Source organism: Kribbella ginsengisoli, assembly GCF_039537185.1.
Lineage (GTDB): Bacteria > Actinomycetota > Actinomycetes > Propionibacteriales > Kribbellaceae > Kribbella > Kribbella koreensis.
Genome location: NZ_BAABAA010000007.1, coordinates 263,834 through 276,513, shown reverse-complemented (window position 1 = coordinate 276,513; position 12,680 = coordinate 263,834). Strand labels below are relative to the sequence as shown.

The window sequence follows — 12,680 nt, the reverse complement described above, 5'->3', positions numbered from 1 at the left end:
TACCGACCTCTTCTGCACCCGGCCCAACTGTGTAACTATTTTTCGACTTCTTTTGGACAATCGGTCGGAGAATGACATGAGAGCCTGGCGGATCCTCGGCCTTCTCGGCGCATCAGCCTGTCTGGTGGCCGGTGCCCTCACCAGTACTGCGACAGCGGCGCCACCGGCTCCGGACAGCACCTGTACTCCGAACCCGGCGACGCCCCTGCGCCAGTTCCGCGCGAGTTGGGTGTCGTCCGTGGTGAACATCGACTGGCCGTCGCGGACCGGGCTGACCCCGGAGCAGCAGAAGGCCGAACTGCTCGGCTGGTTCGACGACGCGGTCCGGCAGCACCACAATGCGGTCATCCTGCAGATCCGCCCGACCGCAGACGCCTTTTGGCCGTCGAAGGTCGAGCCGTGGTCGCAGTACCTGACCGGTACGCAGGGTGGGGACCCGGGCTATGACCCGCTGGCGTTCGCGGTCGCCGAGGCGCACAAGCGGAACCTGGAGCTGCATGGGTGGTTCAACCCGTACCGGCTCTCGATGGGGACCAACCTCAACGCGCTGGTCCCGACGCATCCGGCGCGGCTGCATCCGGACTGGGTGGTGACGTATGGCGGGAAGCTCTACTACAACCCGGGCATCCCGGCTGCGCGCAAGCTGGTTGAGGACGCGATCATGGACGCGGTCGTCAATTACGACCTTGATGGGGTGCACTTCGACGACTACTTCTACCCGTATCCGGTTGCTGGTCAGGTGTTCGACGATGCGGCGACCTATGCGCAGTACGGGGCGGGTTTCCCCACTGTGGCCGAGTGGCGGCGGAACAACATCAACCTGTTGATCCAGGAGATCCAGCAGCGGATCAAGGCGGTCAAGCCGTGGGTGAAGTTCGGCATCTCGCCGTTCGCGGTGTGGCGGAACAAGGGGACGGATCCGCTGGGGTCGGACACCACTGCCGGCGTACAGACCTATGACGATCTGGCTGCTGACACGCGGCGGTGGGTGCGGGAGGAGTGGATCGACTACATCGTGCCGCAGGTCTACTGGGCGGGTGGGTTCGCGCCGGCCGATTACAACAAGATCGTGCCGTGGTGGGCCGAGCAGGTGCGCGGTACTGACGTGCATCTGTACATCGGGCAGGCGACGTACAAGGTCGGTACTTCGACGCAGTCGCCGGACTGGTCGGACCCGGCCGAGTTGAGCGATCACCTGGCGTTCAACACCACGGTGCCGGAGGTGAAGGGCGACATCTACTTCTCTGCCAAGGATGTCCGGGCGGATCGGCTTGGTGCGACAACCCTCCTCAACAACAACTGGTACACGCGCCCGGCACTGATCCCCGCGATGCCCTCCCTGGATTCCCGACCCCCACTGCCGGTGCACGCACTGCGGTCGACCCGTACGGCGGCCGGCGTATCCCTGCAGTGGAAGGCGACCTCGGCCGACAGCACGTCATACGCGATCTACCGCCGCGACCTCACCGCTGGCGACTGGTGCGCCGACACAGATGCGCGCAACCTCCTCACCACCCTCCGCGGCAACTCCTACGTCGACACCACCGCCGCAACGGGCCACCACTACCTCTACTCCGTAACAGCCCTGGACCGAGCCTCAAACCAAAGCCTCCCGATCCCAACCCTCGGCTAGCGCCCACCCCCTCAGACCGCATCTGCGGGGTTAACCCCGCAGATGGTGGGTTGCCCCATCAGAATCTCGGCAGGCAACCCACCATCTCAGGGGTCAACCCCCGAGATGGAGCCGCAGCCACCCAACCTTCCCAGCCCCGCCCCGGGCCGACGCCCCCGGAAGGCGTTTGAGGGGTTGACCCCCGAGTTGGTGGGTTGCCCCCCGAGATTCCGGTGGTGCAACCCACCAAGTGCGGGGTTAACCCCTGAGATGGGGGGCCGGCCGGCCGGCTTCGGCGAGGATCGGCTGGCCAACTTCGGGGTGGGGAGGTTGCTGGTTGCGGGTTAGGGGTGGGGGCTGGTTGGAGGAGTTGGCGGTGGGAAGGTGGATGACGGCGCACCGCTGGGGGGCGGGGATGACGGAAAGCCGCCGGGGGTTTGACTCCCGGTGGGGAGGCCGGTCGGCTGTGAGGTGGGGAAGGTGCCGGTCGGCTGCGAGGACGGGAGACCGCTCGGTGTCTGCGAGGTCGGGAAGCCGCCGGGAGTCTGGGTTGGCGGCTGGCTCGGGAAGCCTCCGGGCTGAGACGCGCACGGGTTCGGCGACGGTGTCCCTCCCGGCGTCTGCGTGCCGGTGGGGAAGCCAGGCGTCTGCGACGAAGAGAATCCGCCAGGCGTCTGCGACGAGGGGAACCCGCCAGGGGTCGGCGACGTGGGGAAGGTGCCGGGTGGCTGGGACGTCGGCTGGCCGGTTGGCTGCGTGGACGGGAAGCCGCTCTGCGACGGCGGGAGTCCGCCGGTCGACGGAGACAGCGGGAGACCGGGAGTCTGCGAGCTGGCAAGCGGTTGCGTGGGAACGGTGCTCCCGAGTGCCCCCGGAGCGGCGCCGCCGGCCGGTCGAGACGGAGCGGTGCCCGGGGGTTGGGAGGAGGGCGGGCCGCTCGGGGGTTGGGAGGTGGGGAAACCACCTGGCGAGGATGGGAAGGCGCCTGGGGTGGATGGGAAGCTGCCGGGCGTGGATGGTTGGCCGGCGGGGGTTTGGGTGCCGGTGGGGAAGGGGGTTTGGGTGGGGCAGGGAGTGGAGCTGGTGGGGCGGGGGTAGAGCTGGTAGACGCGGACTGTGCCGTAGTGGAAGCGGAGTTCTGCTAGGCGTTCCAGGGCTACGGGCGGGGTGGCGAGGCGCTCGTCGAACAGCAGCCATTGGACGCCGTACTGCGTGCGCAGCGTCTCCAGGACCTCGCGCGTCGGCGTGGTGAACGCCTCGTCGTTGAGCCGGAGCCGCTCCGGGTTCCAGAACCTGCCCTGGACCTTCTCGTCCGCCGCGTAGCTGTCGTCGACCCGCTGGGTGTACGCCCAGCCCTCGACCAGCACCCGCCGCTCGGCGTACCCGGCGATCCAGTACGACCCGGTCAGGCAGCGATCGACCCCCGCCTCGCGACAGTGGACGTTGGTGGCGATCAGATCGCCCGGCCCGGAGTTGCGCCGGATGAAGCGCGCCGCCTCGATCCCGCCCGGCGCGATCGACTCGTACGCCGTCAGCGCAGGCGACGCGAACTCCTTCAGCGACTCCAGCGTCGGCGACACCGTCAACCCGAGCACGACCGCCACCGCGACCACTGCCCACAGCTGCCGCTTCAACCGGAACAGCAAGCAAAGAACGCCGACCCCGATCACAGCGATGACCAGCGCGACCACCAGCGGCTGCCCGAAGCAGTTCGCGCCGGTGCACGAGTCCTCCGACCGATAGCGACCCCAGTAGATCGCCGCTGCTCCGATCAGCAACCCCGGCGCGGCAACGTAATACTGCTTCCGCTCGAGCGATCCCAGCCCCCACGTCGCAAGCAGGACGCCGTAGATGAAGCCGGTACGCACGAAGAACACCTGCGTCTGCCCACTGTCGTACAGCAACCCCGTCGCGACCACCGAGCTGACCAGCCCGACCAGCAGCAACAGCACCATCGGATCGCGAGGCACCCGCCGCCGGATCAACACCGCACCCACAGCAGGCAGCAGCCACCCGAGCACCACAACCACTGCGATCACCACCAACGCAGCAGTGGTGTGCCGCGCCGTCATCACGTCCATCATGTGCCGGAAGGTCCGCGCCGGGTGGAACTCGATACCGGACGGCTTCCCCCGCAGTACGACGAGGAAGGTGAAGCCATAGCAGGCCGCAACGCCAACCCCGAGAGCCAGAGCACGCAGGTTGAGGCGGCGAGCTCGCACGGTGAGGTAGACCCACGCGGCAGCCAGCCCAGCGGCGTACACGGGAAGTGCGGACGCTTTGGTCGCAGAGATCGCCGCGATGAGCACCCCGGCCGCCACCAGCATGCCGATGACCTGTGCCCGCGTCTGCGTGGGCTTGCGCCGCAGCAGCATCGCAGTGACCGCTATCAGCGGCAGCATCAGCACAGTGGAGAACGACTGCGACGGATTGGTCAGCCAGCCCATCGAGAACGGGCTGTCGTTGAACAGTCGCGCGTCAACCGCCCACGGCCAGGCAGCGAGATCCCCGGCAGCCACAGTCAGCCCAGCGCCGATCGGAGCCGCCACCGAGCGGCCAGTCAGTACTACGCCGACCGCGGCCGCGCCGAGCACCGTCAGGAGGAGGAAGGCGAAGGGCGCCATCCGCTGAGTCAGTACGTCGAGCTCGATGCTGGTGATCCAGTGCGCCGACGCCAGGTGGTCGTAGACGCCGAAGTGGCTCGTCAGCGGTCGCCCGGACGCGTAGGGGATCTGCGGCGGGAAGTGATGAGCCAGCTCACCGGCCAGCGACAAGTTGCGCGCTGCATCCGAGTCGGACCGCAGTGCTGCCGGTCCGTCGATCGGGATGAGCTGCGAGCCGACCCGGACGAACCAGGCCGCGACGACACCGACGGCGACCATCACACCGGCCATCGCCCACCAGGGCGTCGCCTTCACCGGCAGCTTGCTTCGCGGTACGCCGCGGTAGACCCCGAACGCGAGTGCCGGCATCAGCAGGGCCGCCAGCGGGATGTCGAAGTACCGGCCGACCGGGTAGATCAGTGCCTCGACGGCCAGGCCGAACGAAGTGCCGAGCACGGCGTCGACGGCGAACCAGCCGGTACCACCGGTCAGCCGGCGCCAGAACAGCGTGCCGGGGACGGCGATCACCAGCAGCAGGTAGCCGAGGTAGGCGATCGACATCCACGGCTTGTGGTCCTGCAGCGCGATGAACCAAGCGAGCGGTAGTACCGGCAGGCTCGCCAGCGAGGCAAGCCCCATCGCCCGTCCTGGTCTCGTCATACATGTCCTCTCGGTCGCGTCCTCGCACACGGAAGAGAGCCCCGGACGACGAAAAGTTCCCTGCCATTTCACAACAACTGTCACAACAGCACCGGCAAACGGGTCTCAGTGTATGAGCCGTTTACCAGGCGGCGGCACGCGCCTACACTGAGTAGGCGAACGCCCCCTTGTCCGTCACACAGCGCACGGGAGGTCACGTTCATGCCTGCCCAGCACATCGCGGGGATGCCGGTCGAGGAGATCCTGCTCGCCGCGCTCGCGGCCGCCACTCCGATGATCGCGCTGATCGGCTGGGAGATCCGGGACCGCCTCCGGCGGTTGCGCGGAAAACTCTCCCGCACCCCCGCGGATCTCTCCCACGCCGAAGCGAACCGAACCACTGCCGAAGCAACCACCGATTCGGCCCCGGAGGTCAGGTAGACCGTGTCCGGCCCCGGTCCACAGCAGCTAGGCTCTGTGGTCATGGCTGAGCTGACGCGGGAGCAGATCCGGGACCTGATGGGAGCGGTGCTGACGGCGCAGGGCAAGACGTTGCCGGCCGACGACGGCGCCGACCTGCGGGAGATCGGCTTCCGCTCGCTGGACTTCTCCGAGCTCGCGCTGCGGGTCGAGGACGAGATCGGCGACGAGCTGAACTTCGACGCGCCGGGGCTGCGCCAGATCGCCAAGGTCGGCGACGTGCTGGACTTCATCGAGCAGCTCCAGTCGGCGTGACCACGCGGCGCCGGTCCACTGCCCTGATCGGGGACGACAACAAGGTCGTCGCCGGTGGCAAGACGGTGACCTGGCGGACCCTGCACAAACTCCCGCAGCTGCCGTCGCCGGCCGCGGTCCTGGTCGACAACGGCGCCGACGCGCTGGCCGCAGTACGGCATCACGCCGTGCACGGGACCGAACTGCTCGTCGCGACCACCTCGCGGGTCGACCTGAGCATGCGCGAGGAGCTCGCCGACTCCGGCTTCGCGATCGTGATCGCGAAGGGCGACGAGCACTCCGTCGAGCCCGCGAAACTCAAGCGGGTGGAGGAATCCGGCCGCGCCTGGCTGCTCACCTCCGGCTCCACCGGCCGCCCGACGCGTATCGGTCACACCCTCGAATCGCTGACCACCGTCACCAACCAGCAGCAGCCGCGCACGTGGCTTCTTCCGTACTCGCCCGGCACCTACGCCTGGTGGCAGGTGGTAACGATCTCTCTGACCCAGGCCGATCAGGGCCTGGTCGTGATCGAGCCGTCCGAGCTCGAGATCTGGCCGTCGATCGCCGCCGCGCACGGCGTCACCGCAGCCTCCGGTACGCCGACCTTCTGGCGCCAGACGATCTACCGCGACACCGACGCTCTCACCAAGGTGCCGCTGGAGCAGATCACCCTCGGCGGCGAGCCGGTCGACCAGACGATCCTCGACCGCCTGCGCGAACTCTTCCCGAAGGCCCGGATCTCCTGGATCTACGCATCGTCCGAGGTCGGCGCCTCGATCGTCGTGCACGACGGCAAAGCCGGTTTCCCCAAGGCCTGGCTGGATCGCAAGCCCACCGGCGAACGGCCGGCCTTGTCCGTCGCCGGCGACGAGCTCGTCATCGCCTCTCCGCACCACGGCGCGGGAATGGACGGCGCGGTCCATACCGGGGACCGGGTCGAGTTCGTCGACGACCGGGTACTGATCACCGGCCGGCTCGACAGCGACGAGATCAACGTCGGCGGCTCGAAGGTCTCGGCCGGCGTGGTCCGCAGCGTGTTGCTGGCCCACCCGGGCGTCGCCTGGGCACGGGTCTTCGCGCGCAAGGCGCCGCTGGTCGGCCGGATGGTCGCGGCCGAGGTAGTGGCCAATCCGAATCTCGGGCCGATCACCGCCGACGATCTGGTCCAGTGGTGCTCGCACCGGTTGCCGGACTACGGCGTACCGCGGCGGATCAAGTTGCTCGATGAGATCCCGCAGAAGGAGACGTTGAAAAGCGATGTCTGAGCCGACTGCAGTGCCGCCGTCCTCGGTGGTGCTGGTCTCCGGTGGTTCGCGTGGGCTGGGCCTGGCGATCGTCACCGAGCTGCTGGCGTCCGGCGTGAAGGTCGCCGCGTTCGCCCGGACCGTGACCGCCGAGCTGACGGCGCTGGCGACGAAGTACCCCGACGATCTGCACGTCGGCTCGGTCGATGTGAACGACGCCAAAGCGACGCAGGCGTTCGTCAAAGAGGTCGAGGAGAAGCTCGGCCCGATCGACGGGCTGGTGAACAACGCCGCCGTCGGCCAGGACTCGCTGCATGTGCACACCTCGGCCGAGCAGCTCGCCGGCATCATCCAGACCAACCTGACCTCGCCGCTCGTCCTCACCCGGTTCGTCCTGCGCCGGCTGCTCGCCAAGGGCCTGAAGGGCCGGATCGTCAACGTGACCTCGATCTGCGCACAACGCGGTTACCCGGGACTGGTCGCGTACTCCGCGACGAAGGGCGGCATGGACGCGGCCACCCGGTCGATGGCTCGCGAGCTGGGTGGCCGGGTGCTGGTCAACTCCGTCGCCCCCGGCTTCTTCGCCTCGGAGATGTCCGCGGTGCTCGGCCAGACCCAGCTCGACCAGATCGTCCGGCGGACCCCCACCGGCCATCTGACCGAGCCGGAGGAGGTCGTACCGGTCGTCCGGATGCTCCTGCTCGACCAGACCAACATCAACGGCCAGGTGCTGGTGATCGACGGAGCAGCCTCCATCTAGCCCGGCAGGATGTTCATGTTGCGGTGGAAGACGTTGCCGGGGTCGTACTGCGCCTTGATCTTCGCCAGCCGCGCGTACTTCGCTTCGCCGTACGACGCCTTGACCCGGTCGTAGTCGTTCTCGGCCATCGCGTTGACGTAGCTGCCGATCCCGAGCGTGTGCGGCTGCAGCGCATCCCAGAACGCCCGGACCCAGGCGCGATCGCCGGGCAGCAACTCAGGCACCGGCGCGATCGCGACGAGGAAGACCGCGTACCGCGGCGAGCGGCCACCGGCGAAGGCGGTCTCGTCCTCGCCGACCTCCGAGTAGGCGCCGTCCAGCCGGTAGAACAGGACGTTCGAGAGTGGCGACGACTTGAGCGGGACGTGCTGGGTGATCACCTCGATCGCCTCGTCCGACAGGGTTTCGAGGTAGCTGCCCTTGTCGTAGCAGTGGTTGCCCCAGGAGTTCGGCTCGTCGATCGACTGCTGCAGAGCCGTGTAGGGCATCGGGGTGGCAAATTCCCACCGCGGCGGGATGGCCTCGTGGATCTGGTCGAGTAGGGCCTCGTGCTCCTCGGGCGTTCCGAACCCGACGACGATCAGCGCATAGCCGGGCTCGTGATGGTAGTGCTTGGGGAGGAAGGGCGCGGGTGGTGCGGTGATTGCACCGATCACGACGTTGAAATCCAGGGACAGCGTCGGGATCAGGTCGCGCGCGTACCGAAGTACCTCGGCGCCCTGCTCCAAACTCCAGAACTGGATGCCGTACTGGACGATCGGCCCGACGTCGTGCAGCTGGAACTCGAACTGCGTCACCACACCGAAGTTGCCGCCGCCCCCGCGAACGGCCCAGAAGAGCTCAGGGTTCTCGTCCGCCGACGCCCGCAGGATCTGGCCATCGGCCGTCACGATCTCCACGGACAGCAGATTGTCGAGCGTGAGCCCGTGCTTGCGGCTCAACCACCCCATCCCGCCACCGAGGGTCAGCCCGGCGATACCGGTATGACTGATCGCCCCGGCCGGCGTCGCGAGCCCGTGCTCCTGCCCAGCCGCATCCAGCTCAGCCAGCTTGGCGCCACCGCCGGCCACCGCCCGCTTGGTCTCCGGATCGACCGTCACCTGGTTGAGCCGACTGACATCGATCATCAGCCCGTCGTCCACGGTCGACGCCCCGGACATGCTGTGCGCCCCACCCCGCACCGCGATCTCCAGCCCGTTCCGTACTCCGAACAGCACCGCCGCCCGCACGTCCTCAGCACTCAAGCACTGCGCCACCACAGCCGGCCGCCGGTCGATATCCGCGTTCCACACCCGCCGCGCGTCGTCGTACGCCGAATCGCCAGGCGCGACCACCACCCCACCGATCGCCGCCCGCAACTCATCGATCCCACTACTCGCCGTCTGCGTCATGGCATACCTCTCCCCGAAGTCATCACTCCCGGTAACCATAAAGGTTCAGCCAGCAGCTGACACGGTCCTTTCGGCCAGCCCATCGCGCGCAGATTGTCGGCGGCCGCAGGTAGAAAGCGGGTATGAGATACGGAGTGATCCTGCCCGGCGGTACGGCCCAGCAGCAGCTGGAGCAGGCCGTCCTCGCCGAGGAATCCGGCTGGGACGGCGTCTTCGTCTGGGAAGCCGCGTACGGCGTCGACGCCTGGGGGCTGCTGTCGGCGATCGCCGTCCGCACGTCGCGGATCCGGCTCGGCACGATGCTGACCCCGTTGCCCTGGCGCCGCCCGTGGAAGGTTGCGAGCCAGGTCGTGACGCTGGACCAGCTGTCCGGCGGCCGCGCCACGCTCGCCGTCGGGGTCGGCGCGACCGGGTTGGCCGAGACCGGTGAGGAGCTGGATCTCCGGACCCGGGCGGCGATGCTGGACGAGGGCATCGACCTGATCCGGGAGCTGTGGGCCGGCCGGTCGAGCTACCACGGCGTGCACTACGACTACGAGTCCGATCGCGAGGACGTCACCCAGGCCGGTGGTGCGGTCCAGGAGCGGATTCCGATCTGGGTGGTCGGTGTCTGGCCGCGGCCGAAGTCGATGGCCCGGGCACTGCGTTGCGATGGGCTGCTTCCTCAGTACTCCTCAGGCGAGGGCACGCCGGAGGAGCTCGGTGCGGTGCGTACCTGGTTGAACGAGCGTGGAGCCGCGCCTGAGTTCGAGGTGATCGCCGAGGGCGAGACGGCGGCGGACGACCCCGCGGCGGCGGCCGCGCAGGTGGCGCCCTGGGCCGAGGCAGGCGCCACCTGGTGGCTGGAGACCCGCTGGGAGATGCCGCACCACTCCCCGGAGCGGATGCGGCAGGTCCGTGATCGCCTGATCGCAGGCCCGCCCTCGGGTGATCCCGGCTAGGCCGAGTAGGAGCCGATGCGGGTCGCCTCCTCGCGGATGAGGTCGCCGTCGAAGCGGTCGGCGAGGTTGCGCTGGAACTCCTGGAAGGCGGCGAGGTCGGTGAGGCCTTCGCCGTCGACCACGTGGACGAAGGTGACGCCGTCGTCGAGGCGGAAGCTGGCGTAGGTCAGATCGGGTGGCGCGACGGCAGACAGTTCGGCGAAGACCTTCTCGATCAAGAGAAGGTTCTCGTCGGCTGCTTCCGGCTTCGTGCGGTAGCGGAACACTGCTGTAGCCATGGTTGCTCTCCTTCAAAGGGGTTCGTCACTGGTACAGACAGCGGCGCAGGGTCGAACTCATCGCAGCGATGAGTTCGGGTCCTGCGCGCTGTCAGTACCTGTGACAGCGAATTCCTGGAGGACACGTGAACAGCAAGATCGGTACGACCGGCGAGCAGCGGTGGGTGCTGGGGCTGACCTCGATCGGGTCGGTGGTGGTGGCGCTCGACGTACTCGTGGTGGCGGCCGCGCTGACCACCATCAGGCAGGATCTCGGCGCGACCGTCGAGCAGCTCGAGTGGACGGTCAACGCCTACAGCCTGAGCTTCGCGATGCTGCTGATGACCGCGGCCGCGATCGGGGACCGCTGGGGACGACGCCGTACGTTCGCGGCCGGCCTCGGCCTCTTCACCATCGCCTCGATCGCCTGCGCGCTGGCTCCCTCGGTGCCGCTGCTGATCACGGCCCGTACGGTCCAAGGCGTCGGTGCGGCAGTGGTGATGCCACTGTCGATGAGCCTGCTCGGCGCCGCGTTCCCACCCGAGCGCCGTGGCTGGGCGATCGGCATCTTCAGCGGGCTGACCGGCCTGGCCGTTCTCGGCGGCCCGATGATCGGTGGCGCGGTCACCGAGGGCCTCGCCTGGCAGTGGATCTTCTGGATCAACGTGCCGATCGGCGCCATCGCGATCCCGCTCCTCCTGGCCAAGATCCCGGAGAGCCGCGGCGCCGTCCGGCAACTTGATCTGCGCGGGGCGGCTCTGATCACGCTGGCCGTCCTCGGCATCGTCTGGGGTGTGGTCCGCGGCGCGGTGGCGGGCTGGTCGAGTCCGGAGGTCCTCGGATCCTTCGTCGCGGGAGCCCTTCTTTTGCTGGGTTTCCTGGCCTGGGAGAACCGCGCCGGGCAGCCGATGCTGCCATTGCGGTACTTCCGCTCGCGCGCCTTCTCGGCAGGAAACGCAGCCGGCTTCTTCCTCACGGCTGCGCTGTTCGGCGCGGTCTTCTTCCTCGCCCAGTTCATGCAAGCGACCTTCGGTTCCGGGCCTTTGAAGGCGGGTCTGCAACTCCTGCCGTGGACAGCCACACTCTTCCTGGTCGCCCCGATCGCCGGACGCCTGGTCGACAAGATCGGTGAACGTCCCCTGGTCTTCACCGGTTTGCTGCTGCAAGCAGTGGGCATGTTCTGGATCAGCCAGGCCAGCAAGGGCACAGTCCAGTACGCCGACCTGGTGCCGGCCCTGATCGTCGCCGGCTGCGGGGTCTCCCTGGCGATGCCTGCCACGCAGAGCGCCAGCATCGGGTCGCTACCCCCGGAAGCGGTCGGGATGGCGTCGGGTATCTACGCCATGATGCGGCAACTGGGTGGGGTGGTCGGTGTCGCGGTGCTGGCGGCTGTGTTCGCGGCCGCCGGGGGATATGAGTCGTTCGAGACCGGCTTCGCCCGGGCGCTGGCAGTCTGCGGCGTACTGTCGTTGCTGGGTGCACTTGCCGGGCTGGGGATCGCTGTGCGACGTAGTACGGGCGTTGTGGTGCTGGAGCCGGCGGAGGAGTTGGGATGAACCTGGAGGACGAGTTCGCGCAGTACCGGGGTCAGTTGGTCGCCCACTGCTACCGGATGCTCGGGTCGCTGCATGATGCGGAGGATGCGGTCCAGGAGACATACCTGCGCGCTTGGCGAGGGTTCGCGGACTTCGAGGAGCGCTCCTCGGTCAAGACGTGGCTCTACCGGATCGCTACCCGGGTCTGCTTGAACGCCTTGCAGCACAGCAGTCGACGGATGGTCCCGTCGGCGCTAGGGGCGCCAGGCATCGACCCGCACGACCTGGAGACGCAGTCGCTGGAGACTAGTTGGCTCGAGCCGTTCCCGGATCTGCTGCTGAGCACGGACCCGGCACAGGTGGTGGGGACTCGGCAGAGCCTCCGGTTGGCCATGGTGGCAGCGCTACAGCACTTGCCGGCGCGGCAGCGCGCAGTACTGATCCTGCGGGATGTCCTTGCCTGGCAGGCGTCCGAGGTGGCCGACCTGCTGGTGACGACGACTGCTGCGGTCAACAGTTCGCTCCAGCGGGCTCGCGCGGAGATGGCCAAGCTCGCACCGGCCGAGGACGACTTCAGCGAGCCGGACGAGCCAGTACGCCGTGCTCTGCTCGACCAATACGCGAAGGCGTTCGAGAAGGCCGACCTGGTTGCGCTGAAGGGTTTGCTGACTCAGGACACCCGGTGGGAGATGCCGCCGATCCCAACCTGGTTCAGTGGGCGGGACGACGTACTGGGCCTGCTGGCGACGAAGATCCTGCCTGGGGAAGGGCGACGGATCCTGATCGAGACGTCGGCCAATGGGCAACCTGCCTTTGCCATGTACGTGCGTGGCGACGACGGGATCTTCCACGCGCACTCGCTCAAGGTGCTGACCCTGACCAAGGCCGGGGTGTCCGCGGTGATGGCGTTCCACAACCCGTCGCTGTTCGCGGCGTTCGGGTTGCCGATCGACCGTTGTCCACAGGAGTGATGGCGCGGCC

General features: G+C 68.1%; 11 protein-coding genes. 8 read left to right on the top strand and 3 right to left on the bottom strand.

Going from position 1 to position 12,680, the window contains the following annotated elements; genetic code table 11:
- The first annotated feature begins 76 nt into the window (after nucleotides 1–76).
- Nucleotides 77–1,633 carry a glycoside hydrolase family 10-like protein gene (locus ABD768_RS24740; protein WP_344844459.1) on the top strand — a complete coding sequence of 519 codons (1,557 nt, stop codon included), beginning with the start codon at nucleotides 77–79 and terminating at the stop codon, nucleotides 1,631–1,633.
- A 323-nt stretch (nucleotides 1,634–1,956) separates the two neighbouring features.
- On the opposite strand, the gene ABD768_RS24735 is transcribed toward ABD768_RS24740, so the two are convergent.
- Entirely contained in the window at nucleotides 1,957–4,875 is a 2,919-nt protein-coding gene (locus ABD768_RS24735) for an atrophin-1 family protein (RefSeq protein WP_344844457.1), read from the bottom strand.
- 201 nt (nucleotides 4,876–5,076) lie between these two features.
- On the opposite strand from ABD768_RS24735, the gene ABD768_RS24730 reads away from it, so the two are divergent.
- Genes ABD768_RS24730 through ABD768_RS24715 form a run of 4 tightly spaced genes read left to right on the top strand, consistent with a single transcriptional unit; the run spans nucleotide 5,077 to nucleotide 7,575 of the window.
- Entirely contained in the window at nucleotides 5,077–5,295 is a 219-nt protein-coding gene (locus ABD768_RS24730) for a hypothetical protein (protein ID WP_344844455.1), read from the top strand.
- Nucleotides 5,296–5,337: 42 nt separating this feature from the next.
- Entirely contained in the window at nucleotides 5,338–5,589 is a 252-nt protein-coding gene (locus ABD768_RS24725; protein ID WP_343967549.1) for an acyl carrier protein, read from the top strand.
- Nucleotides 5,586–6,836 (top strand): AMP-binding protein, encoded by a 1,251-nt coding sequence (locus tag ABD768_RS24720; RefSeq protein WP_343967550.1) that lies wholly within the window; start codon nucleotides 5,586–5,588, stop codon nucleotides 6,834–6,836. The genes ABD768_RS24725 and ABD768_RS24720 overlap by 4 nt, the downstream gene beginning before the upstream one ends.
- On the top strand, nucleotides 6,829–7,575 hold the full coding sequence (locus ABD768_RS24715) for an SDR family NAD(P)-dependent oxidoreductase (protein WP_344844451.1): 747 nt from the start codon (nucleotides 6,829–6,831) through the stop codon (nucleotides 7,573–7,575). The genes ABD768_RS24720 and ABD768_RS24715 overlap by 8 nt, the downstream gene beginning before the upstream one ends.
- Here ABD768_RS24715 and ABD768_RS24710 read toward each other — a convergent pair.
- A complete protein-coding gene (locus ABD768_RS24710; RefSeq protein WP_344844449.1) occupies nucleotides 7,572–8,966 on the bottom strand; it encodes an FAD-binding oxidoreductase in 1,395 nt (464 codons plus the stop codon). The genes ABD768_RS24715 and ABD768_RS24710 overlap by 4 nt on opposite strands.
- A gap of 122 nt (nucleotides 8,967–9,088) precedes the next feature.
- Between ABD768_RS24710 and ABD768_RS24705 the strand changes: the two genes are divergently transcribed.
- On the top strand, nucleotides 9,089–9,907 hold the full coding sequence (locus ABD768_RS24705; protein ID WP_343967556.1) for an LLM class flavin-dependent oxidoreductase: 819 nt from the start codon (nucleotides 9,089–9,091) through the stop codon (nucleotides 9,905–9,907).
- Here ABD768_RS24705 and ABD768_RS24700 read toward each other — a convergent pair.
- Nucleotides 9,904–10,185 (bottom strand): hypothetical protein, encoded by a 282-nt coding sequence (locus ABD768_RS24700; protein ID WP_344844446.1) that lies wholly within the window; start codon nucleotides 10,183–10,185, stop codon nucleotides 9,904–9,906. The genes ABD768_RS24705 and ABD768_RS24700 overlap by 4 nt on opposite strands.
- A 125-nt stretch (nucleotides 10,186–10,310) precedes the next feature.
- Between ABD768_RS24700 and ABD768_RS24695 the strand changes: the two genes are divergently transcribed.
- Together ABD768_RS24695 and ABD768_RS24690 are read left to right on the top strand one after the other, a co-directional pair.
- Nucleotides 10,311–11,720: a DHA2 family efflux MFS transporter permease subunit gene (locus ABD768_RS24695; protein ID WP_344844444.1), complete on the top strand. Its 1,410-nt coding sequence runs from the start codon at nucleotides 10,311–10,313 to the stop codon at nucleotides 11,718–11,720.
- Nucleotides 11,717–12,670: a sigma-70 family RNA polymerase sigma factor gene (locus ABD768_RS24690; RefSeq protein WP_344844442.1), complete on the top strand. Its 954-nt coding sequence runs from the start codon at nucleotides 11,717–11,719 to the stop codon at nucleotides 12,668–12,670. Before ABD768_RS24695 ends, ABD768_RS24690 begins: the two co-directional genes overlap by 4 nt.
- Nucleotides 12,671–12,680 lie beyond the last annotated feature (10 nt).